The 12,040-nt window shown below is 60.4% G+C and carries 21 protein-coding genes; 4 read left to right on the top strand and 17 right to left on the bottom strand.

Going from position 1 to position 12,040, the window contains the following annotated elements; all coding sequences use genetic code 11:
- Position 1: 1 nt before the first annotated feature.
- The 7 genes from IB261_RS15365 to IB261_RS15335 form a co-directional block, all read right to left on the bottom strand.
- The gene (locus IB261_RS15365; RefSeq protein WP_192382498.1) at positions 2-1,441 is read right to left on the bottom strand and encodes a virulence factor TspB C-terminal domain-related protein; all 1,440 of its coding nucleotides are present in this window, start codon (positions 1,439-1,441) and stop codon (positions 2-4) included.
- A 145-nt stretch (positions 1,442-1,586) separates the two neighbouring features.
- Positions 1,587-1,790, bottom strand: a complete 204-nt coding sequence (locus IB261_RS15360) for a major capsid protein (RefSeq protein ID WP_192382497.1) — start codon at positions 1,788-1,790, stop codon at positions 1,587-1,589.
- Between the two features lie 205 nt (positions 1,791-1,995).
- The gene (locus tag IB261_RS15355; protein ID WP_192382496.1) at positions 1,996-2,322 is read right to left on the bottom strand and encodes a DNA-binding protein; all 327 of its coding nucleotides are present in this window, start codon (positions 2,320-2,322) and stop codon (positions 1,996-1,998) included.
- Positions 2,313-2,555 (bottom strand): hypothetical protein, encoded by a 243-nt coding sequence (locus IB261_RS15350; RefSeq protein WP_192382495.1) that lies wholly within the window; start codon positions 2,553-2,555, stop codon positions 2,313-2,315. Before IB261_RS15350 ends, IB261_RS15355 begins: the two co-directional genes overlap by 10 nt.
- The gene (locus IB261_RS15345) at positions 2,552-2,785 is read right to left on the bottom strand and encodes a hypothetical protein (RefSeq protein ID WP_192382494.1); all 234 of its coding nucleotides are present in this window, start codon (positions 2,783-2,785) and stop codon (positions 2,552-2,554) included. The genes IB261_RS15350 and IB261_RS15345 overlap by 4 nt, the downstream gene beginning before the upstream one ends.
- Positions 2,782-2,988 carry a hypothetical protein gene (locus tag IB261_RS15340; protein ID WP_192382493.1) on the bottom strand — a complete coding sequence of 69 codons (207 nt, stop codon included), beginning with the start codon at positions 2,986-2,988 and terminating at the stop codon, positions 2,782-2,784. The genes IB261_RS15345 and IB261_RS15340 overlap by 4 nt, the downstream gene beginning before the upstream one ends.
- Positions 2,988-4,217: a phage/plasmid replication protein, II/X family gene (locus tag IB261_RS15335; protein ID WP_192382492.1), complete on the bottom strand. Its 1,230-nt coding sequence runs from the start codon at positions 4,215-4,217 to the stop codon at positions 2,988-2,990. The genes IB261_RS15340 and IB261_RS15335 overlap by 1 nt, the downstream gene beginning before the upstream one ends.
- 128 nt (positions 4,218-4,345) lie before the next feature.
- Here IB261_RS15335 and IB261_RS15330 point away from each other — a divergent pair, with 128 nt between their 5' ends.
- The gene (locus IB261_RS15330; RefSeq protein ID WP_192382491.1) at positions 4,346-4,555 is read left to right on the top strand and encodes a hypothetical protein; all 210 of its coding nucleotides are present in this window, start codon (positions 4,346-4,348) and stop codon (positions 4,553-4,555) included.
- A gap of 85 nt (positions 4,556-4,640) precedes the next feature.
- Positions 4,641-4,847 carry a hypothetical protein gene (locus IB261_RS15325; protein WP_192382490.1) on the top strand — a complete coding sequence of 69 codons (207 nt, stop codon included), beginning with the start codon at positions 4,641-4,643 and terminating at the stop codon, positions 4,845-4,847.
- Between the two features lie 270 nt (positions 4,848-5,117).
- Here the strand turns inward: IB261_RS15325 and IB261_RS15320 are convergent, their stop codons facing one another.
- The 10 genes from IB261_RS15320 to IB261_RS15275 form a co-directional block, all read right to left on the bottom strand.
- Positions 5,118-5,342, bottom strand: a complete 225-nt coding sequence (locus IB261_RS15320) for a hypothetical protein (protein ID WP_225606061.1) — start codon at positions 5,340-5,342, stop codon at positions 5,118-5,120.
- Between the two features lie 214 nt (positions 5,343-5,556).
- Entirely contained in the window at positions 5,557-6,753 is a 1,197-nt protein-coding gene (locus tag IB261_RS15315) for a zonular occludens toxin domain-containing protein (protein ID WP_192382500.1), read from the bottom strand.
- Between the two features lie 2 nt (positions 6,754-6,755).
- Complete coding sequence (locus tag IB261_RS15310; RefSeq protein WP_192382499.1) at positions 6,756-7,067, bottom strand: DUF2523 domain-containing protein; 312 nt, start codon at positions 7,065-7,067, stop codon at positions 6,756-6,758.
- Between the two features lies 1 nt (position 7,068).
- On the bottom strand, positions 7,069-8,508 hold the full coding sequence (locus tag IB261_RS15305) for a virulence factor TspB C-terminal domain-related protein (RefSeq protein ID WP_192382498.1): 1,440 nt from the start codon (positions 8,506-8,508) through the stop codon (positions 7,069-7,071).
- A 145-nt stretch (positions 8,509-8,653) separates the two neighbouring features.
- A complete protein-coding gene (locus IB261_RS15300) occupies positions 8,654-8,857 on the bottom strand; it encodes a major capsid protein (RefSeq protein ID WP_192382497.1) in 204 nt (67 codons plus the stop codon).
- A 205-nt stretch (positions 8,858-9,062) separates the two neighbouring features.
- Complete coding sequence (locus IB261_RS15295; protein ID WP_192382496.1) at positions 9,063-9,389, bottom strand: DNA-binding protein; 327 nt, start codon at positions 9,387-9,389, stop codon at positions 9,063-9,065.
- Entirely contained in the window at positions 9,380-9,622 is a 243-nt protein-coding gene (locus IB261_RS15290; RefSeq protein ID WP_192382495.1) for a hypothetical protein, read from the bottom strand. Before IB261_RS15290 ends, IB261_RS15295 begins: the two co-directional genes overlap by 10 nt.
- Positions 9,619-9,852 (bottom strand): hypothetical protein, encoded by a 234-nt coding sequence (locus IB261_RS15285; protein WP_192382494.1) that lies wholly within the window; start codon positions 9,850-9,852, stop codon positions 9,619-9,621. The genes IB261_RS15290 and IB261_RS15285 overlap by 4 nt, the downstream gene beginning before the upstream one ends.
- Entirely contained in the window at positions 9,849-10,055 is a 207-nt protein-coding gene (locus IB261_RS15280) for a hypothetical protein (protein ID WP_192382493.1), read from the bottom strand. The genes IB261_RS15285 and IB261_RS15280 overlap by 4 nt, the downstream gene beginning before the upstream one ends.
- Positions 10,055-11,284, bottom strand: a complete 1,230-nt coding sequence (locus IB261_RS15275; RefSeq protein WP_192382492.1) for a phage/plasmid replication protein, II/X family — start codon at positions 11,282-11,284, stop codon at positions 10,055-10,057. The genes IB261_RS15280 and IB261_RS15275 overlap by 1 nt, the downstream gene beginning before the upstream one ends.
- Before the next feature lie 128 nt (positions 11,285-11,412).
- Here IB261_RS15275 and IB261_RS15270 point away from each other — a divergent pair, with 128 nt between their 5' ends.
- On the top strand, positions 11,413-11,622 hold the full coding sequence (locus tag IB261_RS15270) for a hypothetical protein (RefSeq protein WP_192382491.1): 210 nt from the start codon (positions 11,413-11,415) through the stop codon (positions 11,620-11,622).
- Between the two features lie 85 nt (positions 11,623-11,707).
- Complete coding sequence (locus IB261_RS15265; protein ID WP_192382490.1) at positions 11,708-11,914, top strand: hypothetical protein; 207 nt, start codon at positions 11,708-11,710, stop codon at positions 11,912-11,914.
- Positions 11,915-12,040: the final 126 nt, after the last annotated feature.

Here is a 12,040-nt window from a genome sequence, read left to right as displayed (position 1 = left end):
ATCAGGCACCTCCGCCAATACCGCGACCCACGTAGACCGCGAAGAAGATGGACGCCGCGGCGACCAGGAACGGGCCGACGCCCGAAGCGAAATCACAAGTGGGCTGCCAGCTCAGCTGAACAGAGCCAGCGCCACGGGTATGCAGAGACCCGCGCTCAGGCGCCGGGCAAGCTGATGGAAGCCAGCGCGACGCGCCAATGGCCTGCTGAAACAGCCCGGACATGTCGTGTTCATCCTCGGTTACCTGGTACTCGTCCTTGGCCAGCTCCGACTCGATGCCGGCCTTGGCGTCCTCGTAGTTCCAGTCGCACCTGGACTGTTTCTGCTGCTTGAGGATCGCGCACTGGATGACGTCGCCGGAGCAGCTCAGAGGCTGGCCGCACTGGTCGCCAGTCACCTCGTCCTTGTCCTCCTCTTCCTCCTCGCCCTCTTCTTCGCCAGCAGGCTTGCAGCCAGCGCCGGTGCAGGTGGAAGTCTCACCACCGTTAGAGCCGTCAGAGTTGGTCTTACCGGAGGTGTTGTTGACCGTGGTGGTCGAGGTGCAGGCGTTCACACCGTTGCAGGTCGTGACCGTGGTGGTCGTAGTGGTCTCGGTGGTCTTGCTGCCGTCACTGGCCGGGGTCTCCAACGTCTCGGTTTTCGTGTCGGTGCTCTTCTTCTGGGGGCTGGGCTTGCCAGCGACACAGCCATACACACCGTTGACCTCACCGCACTGCATCTTCCCCGGCTCCTGGAAGCCATCCGTGGCCAGGCAGCTGTAGTGAACACGACCCTCAGCGTCGGTGGTCTTGTTGGTGCACTCGTTCTTCTTCTGGCTGGATGGCGAAAGGTCCTTCGGCGGGGTCGTCATCGTCGTATCGTCGGTCTTGCACTCGACACCATTGCCCTTGTAGCGGAAAAGGCAGAAGGCAGAGTCCTGGTCCGCGCCGGCGCCGACAAACCGATAACAATCGGTCGGCCCCTCACCCATAGAGGCGTACTGGCAGGAGTTGCTGCAGACCACTCCAGGAGGTTCGGCGAGCGTGTTCTGAAGAATCACCCCGCCCTGACTGAGCACTCCTCTCTTGTGCTGATGCTGAACAACCTGACCGATAGTAGATTCGCACTTGCTCGGGTCGGGCGGAACACAAACCCCAGTCTCAGCGTTATAGGTGTATCCCTCCGGGCAACCACTGCCGAGACGGCCAATCAGAACGCTCGCAGTGTTCGCAGCCGACCATACGAAATTGCAGTAGAAAACCTCATCAGAAGACCGAGTGAGCGAGGCATTCCGCGCGTTTTCACTAGCGAGACTGGCGACAATCGCATCACAAACAGCGCCCGGAGAAGACGCGGTAAACACGCCACCACCAGGAGCTGGCGAGTTCTTCCAGTAGTAGTCCTCAGCAGAAGCGAAGGACGCCGAAAGCACCAGGAGCAGGCCTACCAGGAAGCGACCCATCACAACCTCCCGAAGAACAGCACAGCGAATGCCAGGGTAACCACCACCAGGGCGTAAGAATTCGGGTCCATCTCAGTTTCCTCCAGGCAAAAAGAACCCCGCCGGAGCGGGGTTCGGTGCTTCGGCAGCAGCGGCCGGTGACGGCTTACAGCGCGCGGCGCAGGTACTTGAACGCGGCGATGCCGATGATCACGACCAGGACCAGGCCACCGATGGTGGCGGCGTCGGTGCCAGCGGTTTCGATGGCGGACGAAGCATCAGCCGGAACAGCGGCCATGGCCTGTTGAGCAGCCAGGGCGCCGAGGGTCAGGGCACCAGTAACGGCACGAGCGAAGGTACGTTTCTGCATGAGACTTACTCCTTGGTTTAGAGCGCTTTTCTGAGCGCGAGAACCCCGAAGACGATGGCGAACAGAACAATCGCTTGATCTGTAAGCTCACTCGTTTGCTCGGAGGTGAGCCCCGGTTGATGGGGCACTTCGACGAGCGTGCCAGTGCACCGAAGCGAGCCTTCCGACTGCGTCCAGGTGCCATCGCACGCCACAAGATTCATGGTCAGCTAGCCGCCTTGAGCTGGCCCTGAGCGACCAGGGGAAGCGGCTTGCAGCCGTTTTCGTTGGACAGCCAGGTATCCATGCCCTTGCCGTTGTTCCACATGCGGTTGTAGACCGGCACGCACACCTGCTTGCCCTTCAAGGTGTCGTAGAAATCGCGGACACCGTTGTCGAGCTGAGCCTTGGAAAGGCGGATGCCCGTGGTTTTCTGAGCCAGCTGACCGAACTGGTCGGGCTCGTCGTTTACCACCAGGACGTAGTGCTCGACGAAGCCGTTGTTACTGGTTTTCTCCGAAGTGCCGTTGCACAGACCGATTTTCACGAGCATGGGGGAACCTCACGGTTTGGTTTTCGCGGTTGATCGCACCAGGTCCAGAACGGCCGGAGCGCGACGATGTAGATGCCAGCGAGCAGCGCAACGCCGCCGATGGCAGTGATGATCGGGACCAGGAGCGGCTGCTCCTGGAAGGCCTGCCAGATGGCGGCCATGATGGGATTCGTTGCGGCCACAATGGCCAGATAGACCACCCAGCCGAAGGCAAAGCGAAGCGGCGCTTTCATTGCGGCACCCCGCAGGAATGCAGGAGGTCCTGGAGCACTTTCTCGAGACCAGAAGTCATGATCTGGAGCATCTGGTCCTCGCCGTAGGCGATCAGGCCGACGCCGACACCCACGCCCAGGAGGAACGGAAACCACCAGGCGTCAGCGACGCACAAGATCAGGCGCAGGACTCGCTTGCGATCGGAGAAGGTCATGCCCTCCCCCGGCTTGCCGGTAACGGGCGTGATCATGCGGCCTCCACGCGCGGGCAGTGATCCCAAGCGTTGAGCTTGAGCACTGTCAGGCGCTCGTAGACATCGAACTCGATCAGGTCGGCGCTCAAGTAGCCCGAGAGCAAACCGGACACGTAACCGAAGTTGAATGACCGCGATTCAGGCTTGTAACGCAGGTCGGTGAGCGCCCGCTGGAGCTTGTTCAAGTGAGTGCTGAGCATCAGGCAGCCTCCACTACAGGTTCGACGTACCAGTCAGGACGCTGCGCGCTGAAGTCGACCTGGACGAAACGGAGCAGCGGAACCACGTTGTTGGTACGGTCCATGTCCTGGAGCTTCTGCAAGGCAGCCTTACTCAAACCGGCCTCGGCAATGTCCTTGATGTGGCGATAGAAGGTCCTGGGAGCCAGGTCCTTGGTGTGGTCCCAGCCGTAATCCTTGATGCTCAGATAGGTACGGAACAGGGTCTTGGCGTAGGCGTCACTCGGCTTGCCGTTACGGCCCAGCTTGGTGAACTTTTCAGTCAGTGCGGCCAGCACTTTTTCATCATCAACAATACGCATCTGGGTACCCTCAAAGGCCGCGAAAAGATCCGCTGTAACCGCTTGCCAGCACTCCTGAATCAGGCAGCGCCCCTCCCCTGCGAGCTGCTGCTGGTGAGCGATCAGATCAACAAGTCGCGACGGGATGCCGCGACGTTCCATCCACCGATGCATAACGGTGGCTTCCATGCGAAGCAGGTATCGCACCCACTCCTGGAGTCGAGGGTCTGACATGACCCGATAGGTACGAGCAGCCGAAAGGTTGCCCCGCCCTGCCCGCTTCAACTCGTCCAGCTGCGCCTGATACTCGGTGTGTTTCAGGTAAGCCTTGAGCCGCTTCAGACGAGACTCTTTGGCGCCCCAGTAGGCTGAGGTCTGGTAGTTGTCGCCACGGCTCTTGGTGTGGCCGTTGCTCACGTTGGTCAGCGCCTGGATGACCTGGAGCGCGGTTCGCTCATCAGGCAGCCGGCTGGAGAACGTGCAGTCGATGGCGTAGACCTGGGCCGCAGCGATATCGAGCTTGGCGAACAGCTGCGGATACGTGCCGGCAATCCACTTCAACATGACCTCTGCACCCTTCTGGATACAGGTCGGGCCGAAAACGTTGTGGCCCTGGAGCAGCTTCGCCGGAGAGGCTTTGACCTCAATGCCAGGCATCAGCCGCTTGCCCAGCGACTGGTGGAAAACCTTGAAGGCCAGCGGCGTGAAGCCGGTGGACAGAGACTCCCACGCATGGCGCAGGTACTCCGCTTCAAGCTTGCCACCCTCCCCTATGCTGATCTGACCCTGGAGCGGAACACCGAGGGTGGCCAGGTCAACAGAGTGCACCGGATCATCACGGCCATCGGCCCCGAGCAGCTGGATATGCTCGGAGGCGAAGGGGATGAAGAGATGCAGTTTGTCGAGCATGTGTAAGCGATTCCCTGCTTTTGCATGCATGCATGCAAGTAACATTTGCCGGGAATGTATACGCGCACGCATGCATACGTCAACACAAGTAACATGTATGCACGTAGACTTTTGGAGGATTTCAGACGATGGGTAATGGCACTATGCCTGCGACGCTGCGATTGACCGCCACAGAACAAGAGCTGTTGCGGCAAAAATGCATTGAAATCAACAAGATGCTGATAAAGCACGGACGCCAGCCGATAAAGGACAGCGAGCTAGCTCACTTTTTGCTTGAGAAATCAGTGGGATACGTCGAGGTTGGCAAGGAAGGCCAGCTGGAGCTCGATGTGCGCTGAGTGTCACCATGTCACAAAAGTCCACCATTAGAGATGGTGGACCCGACCCGCTGCGCGGGCCGGCAAAACACCCGGAGCCCCACCGATGCAATGGATTCTGCTGATGACCCTATACGCCTCCAGCGGGGAGCCGCTGGAGACGCTGAAATTCGAAGGCTACGCCTCGCAGAAGGCCTGCGCCGGCGATGCAGGCACCATCCCGCTCCAGGTGATGGGCTACCGCAGGGAAGTCGCCAAAACGAGTCAGGCCTGCATCCAGGTGCACGCTGAGGCATCTAAACACCAGGGGTGAACCCCTGCGCCCTTCGGGCTACCCCCGCTCCTCTGCAAGCCTGCCTTTCTCTTCCAGGAACATTCGTTCCTTCCAGCCAGGGCTCCGCCCTGCGCCTTCCGGCTACCCGTTGGGCCCTTGGCCCAATGCTTCGCGTATCACACCTGCCGGGCTAGACGGCTCAACTTTCCTCGGAGATCTGCCAGCACCTGGTGCGCGTTGACCGCGTGCTCTCTGTGGGGCCGCAGTACGCGCCATTGGGTTAATCAGTGATAAGCGGGGTCGGAGCGGCTACAGGTCCAGGATTTGCCGGCACAGCTCCTGGAGCGCGGCGAGTCGTTCGTCCAAGACCGCGCCCTCCTGGTGAAAGTCGTCGAGCTGGCGGCGCAACTTGCGCAGATCGCCCAGGACGTTCGGGTAGTCCTGGAGCACGTAGGAAACCGCTTGCAGCGGGTCACGCGACGGGGCGTAGAGGGTGGCCAGTTCGACCAGGTGATGCGGGATTTCGAGGGGCAAGGGCGTTCGCATAATGGCCATTACGTTACGCGAGGCATGGAGGCTGCGCCATGTTCCATACCCCGCTCAACGTAACGCCTCACATTATGCGAAGCCTAGGGTTTGTCTGACTGCATCACCAGGGCCAACAAGAAAGCCCAGCAAACCAGGCTCGGCAGGAAAACGCCGAGCACCAGGTCCAACCCAGTCGCGCTGTCAAAAATCATCTGCTCGATCATCGCCACGGCCTCGAGCTGTATTCGCTGTCAGGAACGATCGTCAGGCCGTTGCCGGCGTACGATTCTGCGGCGTTGCTCACCGTTGAATGCTGAGGGATCGCCACGCCCGCCACCGTACCAGTCGCTGCAGCGCCTGTCCCGGTCGCGGTCGCGGTTCCCTGATCAGGCACGGCCGGATCGAACACGCCTTGTTCGACGTACGCCATGCAGGCCTCGAACGAGATATCCAGCCGCGAACCCTGCTGGCTGTTGCAGCGACACCCGTACAGCTTGCCCTCGATCCTGCCGATCACCATGCGCTTGGCGTTCTTCTGGATGAAGTAATCGTCCCTGGAAGACACACAGAACGGCTTCGGATAAGCCACAGGCCTAGTCAACTCGTCGTAGATAGGCGCAGAACTGGGCACATCAGGAATGCGCGGAATCCGGTCATTGATGTACTGCTCCTTGCTGACATGCAGCTCGGCAGACGCACGACCAGGTGCTGATGCGACCGGCTTCGCCGAACCTTCCTGGACGACCTGGTCCGCTGGCTTGTCGTGCTGAGCGTACCGGCTCCAGTAGATCTTCCCGACGCCCAGGGCAAGCGCGACACCGCAGGCGATCAAGACCACCATCGCCTTGGGCGGCCGGAACTTGAAGTGATGCTCGGTGCCTTCCTTGACCGACTCGTAACAACCGAAATAGCTCTTGTCGATGGTGATCCTGGACGACTCGCCGTTCTCGAACTCCATCTTGCTGCTGCTGACGGCAAGCTCGGGCTTCTGAAAAACCCAGCGCTTGATAATCGGGCCGCCGTTGCCGCGGCTGTAGTGGATGTGACAGTTGCAGAGATCTCGCATGTGCGAGTCGATCAGCTTCGGGCTCTGAGTGATGCAGTGCAGCTCGTGGCCGTCCTTACGCATGATTTCCAGGCGCGTGGCGTAGTCAGGAACCTTGGAGCCCTGGGGGCGAACCCTGAACCAAGTCTGCGCCTCGTCGATGACGATAATGGCGTTGGGCGGCAGCTCGAACCACTTCTCCGGCGTGTCGAACGGGATCCACTCGGCCTTGATGGCCGGGTGCCCTGGATTGAAGCCGGTCACGTTGCAGTAGTAGACCTTGCGGCCTTCCTGGTGGGCCTTCTGGTCCACTTCCTTGATGGTGTTGAGGGTCTTGCCGTTGCCCTGAAGGCCCGTACGCAGCACGAACATAGCTAGCCCCCCTTCCCTACGCTACCCAGCTTCGTGACGCTGCCAGAGGCCTTGTCGATGCCGGCAAGGGTCGCCCGAGCAGTGATCGCGCCGAGCACGATGTTGATGGCCACATCCACCTTCGCAAGGCCGAACAGAGCGACATACGCCGCGCCGCTGGCACTGATGTTGGCGACGATGGCATCGCGCGCCTGGTCGAGCACCAGGGTCAAGCCGGTATACGTCACCAATCCGACGCCCAGGGCGGTAAGGACCTTGGCCACCAGGGGGCCGACGATGGATGACAAGAACGAGAACAGCGCTACGAATTGCATATCAGGCACCTCCGCCAATACCGCGACCCACGTAGACCGCGAAGAAGATGGACGCCGCGGCGACCAGGAACGGGCCGACGCCCGAAGCGAAATCACAAGTGGGCTGCCAGCTCAGCTGAACAGAGCCAGCGCCACGGGTATGCAGAGACCCGCGCTCAGGCGCCGGGCAAGCTGATGGAAGCCAGCGCGACGCGCCAATGGCCTGCTGAAACAGCCCGGACATGTCGTGTTCATCCTCGGTTACCTGGTACTCGTCCTTGGCCAGCTCCGACTCGATGCCGGCCTTGGCGTCCTCGTAGTTCCAGTCGCACCTGGACTGTTTCTGCTGCTTGAGGATCGCGCACTGGATGACGTCGCCGGAGCAGCTCAGAGGCTGGCCGCACTGGTCGCCAGTCACCTCGTCCTTGTCCTCCTCTTCCTCCTCGCCCTCTTCTTCGCCAGCAGGCTTGCAGCCAGCGCCGGTGCAGGTGGAAGTCTCACCACCGTTAGAGCCGTCAGAGTTGGTCTTACCGGAGGTGTTGTTGACCGTGGTGGTCGAGGTGCAGGCGTTCACACCGTTGCAGGTCGTGACCGTGGTGGTCGTAGTGGTCTCGGTGGTCTTGCTGCCGTCACTGGCCGGGGTCTCCAACGTCTCGGTTTTCGTGTCGGTGCTCTTCTTCTGGGGGCTGGGCTTGCCAGCGACACAGCCATACACACCGTTGACCTCACCGCACTGCATCTTCCCCGGCTCCTGGAAGCCATCCGTGGCCAGGCAGCTGTAGTGAACACGACCCTCAGCGTCGGTGGTCTTGTTGGTGCACTCGTTCTTCTTCTGGCTGGATGGCGAAAGGTCCTTCGGCGGGGTCGTCATCGTCGTATCGTCGGTCTTGCACTCGACACCATTGCCCTTGTAGCGGAAAAGGCAGAAGGCAGAGTCCTGGTCCGCGCCGGCGCCGACAAACCGATAACAATCGGTCGGCCCCTCACCCATAGAGGCGTACTGGCAGGAGTTGCTGCAGACCACTCCAGGAGGTTCGGCGAGCGTGTTCTGAAGAATCACCCCGCCCTGACTGAGCACTCCTCTCTTGTGCTGATGCTGAACAACCTGACCGATAGTAGATTCGCACTTGCTCGGGTCGGGCGGAACACAAACCCCAGTCTCAGCGTTATAGGTGTATCCCTCCGGGCAACCACTGCCGAGACGGCCAATCAGAACGCTCGCAGTGTTCGCAGCCGACCATACGAAATTGCAGTAGAAAACCTCATCAGAAGACCGAGTGAGCGAGGCATTCCGCGCGTTTTCACTAGCGAGACTGGCGACAATCGCATCACAAACAGCGCCCGGAGAAGACGCGGTAAACACGCCACCACCAGGAGCTGGCGAGTTCTTCCAGTAGTAGTCCTCAGCAGAAGCGAAGGACGCCGAAAGCACCAGGAGCAGGCCTACCAGGAAGCGACCCATCACAACCTCCCGAAGAACAGCACAGCGAATGCCAGGGTAACCACCACCAGGGCGTAAGAATTCGGGTCCATCTCAGTTTCCTCCAGGCAAAAAGAACCCCGCCGGAGCGGGGTTCGGTGCTTCGGCAGCAGCGGCCGGTGACGGCTTACAGCGCGCGGCGCAGGTACTTGAACGCGGCGATGCCGATGATCACGACCAGGACCAGGCCACCGATGGTGGCGGCGTCGGTGCCAGCGGTTTCGATGGCGGACGAAGCATCAGCCGGAACAGCGGCCATGGCCTGTTGAGCAGCCAGGGCGCCGAGGGTCAGGGCACCAGTAACGGCACGAGCGAAGGTACGTTTCTGCATGAGACTTACTCCTTGGTTTAGAGCGCTTTTCTGAGCGCGAGAACCCCGAAGACGATGGCGAACAGAACAATCGCTTGATCTGTAAGCTCACTCGTTTGCTCGGAGGTGAGCCCCGGTTGATGGGGCACTTCGACGAGCGTGCCAGTGCACCGAAGCGAGCCTTCCGACTGCGTCCAGGTGCCATCGCACGCCACAAGATTCATGGTCAGCTAGCCGCCTTGAGCTGGCCCTGAGCGACCAGGGGAAGCGGCTTGCAGCCGTTTTCGTTGGACAGCCAGGTATCCATGCCCTTGCCGTTGTTCCACATGCGGTTGTAGACCGGCACGCACACCTGCTTGCCCTTCAAGGTGTCGTAGAAATCGCGGACACCGTTGTCGAGCTGAGCCTTGGAAAGGCGGATGCCCGTGGTTTTCTGAGCCAGCTGACCGAACTGGTCGGGCTCGTCGTTTACCACCAGGACGTAGTGCTCGACGAAGCCGTTGTTACTGGTTTTCTCCGAAGTGCCGTTGCACAGACCGATTTTCACGAGCATGGGGGAACCTCACGGTTTGGTTTTCGCGGTTGATCGCACCAGGTCCAGAACGGCCGGAGCGCGACGATGTAGATGCCAGCGAGCAGCGCAACGCCGCCGATGGCAGTGATGATCGGGACCAGGAGCGGCTGCTCCTGGAAGGCCTGCCAGATGGCGGCCATGATGGGATTCGTTGCGGCCACAATGGCCAGATAGACCACCCAGCCGAAGGCAAAGCGAAGCGGCGCTTTCATTGCGGCACCCCGCAGGAATGCAGGAGGTCCTGGAGCACTTTCTCGAGACCAGAAGTCATGATCTGGAGCATCTGGTCCTCGCCGTAGGCGATCAGGCCGACGCCGACACCCACGCCCAGGAGGAACGGAAACCACCAGGCGTCAGCGACGCACAAGATCAGGCGCAGGACTCGCTTGCGATCGGAGAAGGTCATGCCCTCCCCCGGCTTGCCGGTAACGGGCGTGATCATGCGGCCTCCACGCGCGGGCAGTGATCCCAAGCGTTGAGCTTGAGCACTGTCAGGCGCTCGTAGACATCGAACTCGATCAGGTCGGCGCTCAAGTAGCCCGAGAGCAAACCGGACACGTAACCGAAGTTGAATGACCGCGATTCAGGCTTGTAACGCAGGTCGGTGAGCGCCCGCTGGAGCTTGTTCAAGTGAGTGCTGAGCATCAGGCAGCCTCCACTACAGGTTCGACGTACCAGTCAGGACGCTGCGCGCTGAAGTCGACCTGGACGAAACGGAGCAGCGGAACCACGTTGTTGGTACGGTCCATGTCCTGGAGCTTCTGCAAGGCAGCCTTACTCAAACCGGCCTCGGCAATGTCCTTGATGTGGCGATAGAAGGTCCTGGGAGCCAGGTCCTTGGTGTGGTCCCAGCCGTAATCCTTGATGCTCAGATAGGTACGGAACAGGGTCTTGGCGTAGGCGTCACTCGGCTTGCCGTTACGGCCCAGCTTGGTGAACTTTTCAGTCAGTGCGGCCAGCACTTTTTCATCATCAACAATACGCATCTGGGTACCCTCAAAGGCCGCGAAAAGATCCGCTGTAACCGCTTGCCAGCACTCCTGAATCAGGCAGCGCCCCTCCCCTGCGAGCTGCTGCTGGTGAGCGATCAGATCAACAAGTCGCGACGGGATGCCGCGACGTTCCATCCACCGATGCATAACGGTGGCTTCCATGCGAAGCAGGTATCGCACCCACTCCTGGAGTCGAGGGTCTGACATGACCCGATAGGTACGAGCAGCCGAAAGGTTGCCCCGCCCTGCCCGCTTCAACTCGTCCAGCTGCGCCTGATACTCGGTGTGTTTCAGGTAAGCCTTGAGCCGCTTCAGACGAGACTCTTTGGCGCCCCAGTAGGCTGAGGTCTGGTAGTTGTCGCCACGGCTCTTGGTGTGGCCGTTGCTCACGTTGGTCAGCGCCTGGATGACCTGGAGCGCGGTTCGCTCATCAGGCAGCCGGCTGGAGAACGTGCAGTCGATGGCGTAGACCTGGGCCGCAGCGATATCGAGCTTGGCGAACAGCTGCGGATACGTGCCGGCAATCCACTTCAACATGACCTCTGCACCCTTCTGGATACAGGTCGGGCCGAAAACGTTGTGGCCCTGGAGCAGCTTCGCCGGAGAGGCTTTGACCTCAATGCCAGGCATCAGCCGCTTGCCCAGCGACTGGTGGAAAACCTTGAAGGCCAGCGGCGTGAAGCCGGTGGACAGAGACTCCCACGCATGGCGCAGGTACTCCGCTTCAAGCTTGCCACCCTCCCCTATGCTGATCTGACCCTGGAGCGGAACACCGAGGGTGGCCAGGTCAACAGAGTGCACCGGATCATCACGGCCATCGGCCCCGAGCAGCTGGATATGCTCGGAGGCGAAGGGGATGAAGAGATGCAGTTTGTCGAGCATGTGTAAGCGATTCCCTGCTTTTGCATGCATGCATGCAAGTAACATTTGCCGGGAATGTATACGCGCACGCATGCATACGTCAACACAAGTAACATGTATGCACGTAGACTTTTGGAGGATTTCAGACGATGGGTAATGGCACTATGCCTGCGACGCTGCGATTGACCGCCACAGAACAAGAGCTGTTGCGGCAAAAATGCATTGAAATCAACAAGATGCTGATAAAGCACGGACGCCAGCCGATAAAGGACAGCGAGCTAGCTCACTTTTTGCTTGAGAAATCAGTGGGATACGTCGAGGTTGGCAAGGAAGGCCAGCTGGAGCTCGATGTGCGCTGAGTGTCACCATGTCACAAAAGTCCACCATTAGAGATGGTGGACCCGACCCGCTGCGCGGGCCGGCAAAACACCCGGAGCCCCACCGATGCAATGGATTCTGCTGATGACCCTATACGCCTCCAGCGGGGAGCCGCTGGAGACGCTGAAATTCGAAGGCTACGCCTCGCAGAAGGCCTGCGCCGGCGATGCAGGCACCATCCCGCTCCAGGTGATGGGCTACCGCAGGGAAGTCGCCAAAACGAGTCAGGCCTGCATCCAGGTGCACGCTGAGGCATCTAAACACCAGGGGTGAACCCCTGCGCCCTTCGGGCTACCCCCGCTCCTCTGCAAGCCTGCCTTTCTCTTCCAGGAACATTCGTTCCTTCCAGCCAGGGCTCCGCCCTGCGCCTTCCGGCTACCCGTTGGGCCCTTGGCCCAA

It is taken from the genome of Pseudomonas sp. PDM20 (genome assembly GCF_014852575.3).
Lineage (GTDB): Bacteria > Pseudomonadota > Gammaproteobacteria > Pseudomonadales > Pseudomonadaceae > Pseudomonas.
This window is presented reverse-complemented; position numbering and strand designations above follow the sequence as displayed.

Excerpts from the sequence above, each read along its gene's own strand:
- IB261_RS15365 (WP_192382498.1), bottom strand. The coding sequence starts at position 1,441 with ATGGGTCGCTTCCTGGTAGGCCTGCTCCTGGTGCTTTCGGCGTCCTTC.
- IB261_RS15360 (WP_192382497.1), bottom strand. The coding sequence starts at position 1,790 with ATGCAGAAACGTACCTTCGCTCGTGCCGTTACTGGTGCCCTGACCCTC.
- IB261_RS15355 (WP_192382496.1), bottom strand. The coding sequence starts at position 2,322 with ATGCTCGTGAAAATCGGTCTGTGCAACGGCACTTCGGAGAAAACCAGT.
- IB261_RS15350 (WP_192382495.1), bottom strand. The coding sequence starts at position 2,555 with ATGAAAGCGCCGCTTCGCTTTGCCTTCGGCTGGGTGGTCTATCTGGCC.
- IB261_RS15345 (WP_192382494.1), bottom strand. The coding sequence starts at position 2,785 with ATGATCACGCCCGTTACCGGCAAGCCGGGGGAGGGCATGACCTTCTCC.
- IB261_RS15340 (WP_192382493.1), bottom strand. The coding sequence starts at position 2,988 with ATGCTCAGCACTCACTTGAACAAGCTCCAGCGGGCGCTCACCGACCTG.
- IB261_RS15335 (WP_192382492.1), bottom strand. The coding sequence starts at position 4,217 with ATGCTCGACAAACTGCATCTCTTCATCCCCTTCGCCTCCGAGCATATC.
- IB261_RS15330 (WP_192382491.1), top strand. The coding sequence starts at position 4,346 with ATGGGTAATGGCACTATGCCTGCGACGCTGCGATTGACCGCCACAGAA.
- IB261_RS15325 (WP_192382490.1), top strand. The coding sequence starts at position 4,641 with ATGCAATGGATTCTGCTGATGACCCTATACGCCTCCAGCGGGGAGCCG.
- IB261_RS15315 (WP_192382500.1), bottom strand. The coding sequence starts at position 6,753 with ATGTTCGTGCTGCGTACGGGCCTTCAGGGCAACGGCAAGACCCTCAAC.
- IB261_RS15310 (WP_192382499.1), bottom strand. The coding sequence starts at position 7,067 with ATGCAATTCGTAGCGCTGTTCTCGTTCTTGTCATCCATCGTCGGCCCC.
- IB261_RS15305 (WP_192382498.1), bottom strand. The coding sequence starts at position 8,508 with ATGGGTCGCTTCCTGGTAGGCCTGCTCCTGGTGCTTTCGGCGTCCTTC.
- IB261_RS15300 (WP_192382497.1), bottom strand. The coding sequence starts at position 8,857 with ATGCAGAAACGTACCTTCGCTCGTGCCGTTACTGGTGCCCTGACCCTC.
- IB261_RS15295 (WP_192382496.1), bottom strand. The coding sequence starts at position 9,389 with ATGCTCGTGAAAATCGGTCTGTGCAACGGCACTTCGGAGAAAACCAGT.
- IB261_RS15290 (WP_192382495.1), bottom strand. The coding sequence starts at position 9,622 with ATGAAAGCGCCGCTTCGCTTTGCCTTCGGCTGGGTGGTCTATCTGGCC.
- IB261_RS15285 (WP_192382494.1), bottom strand. The coding sequence starts at position 9,852 with ATGATCACGCCCGTTACCGGCAAGCCGGGGGAGGGCATGACCTTCTCC.
- IB261_RS15280 (WP_192382493.1), bottom strand. The coding sequence starts at position 10,055 with ATGCTCAGCACTCACTTGAACAAGCTCCAGCGGGCGCTCACCGACCTG.
- IB261_RS15275 (WP_192382492.1), bottom strand. The coding sequence starts at position 11,284 with ATGCTCGACAAACTGCATCTCTTCATCCCCTTCGCCTCCGAGCATATC.
- IB261_RS15270 (WP_192382491.1), top strand. The coding sequence starts at position 11,413 with ATGGGTAATGGCACTATGCCTGCGACGCTGCGATTGACCGCCACAGAA.
- IB261_RS15265 (WP_192382490.1), top strand. The coding sequence starts at position 11,708 with ATGCAATGGATTCTGCTGATGACCCTATACGCCTCCAGCGGGGAGCCG.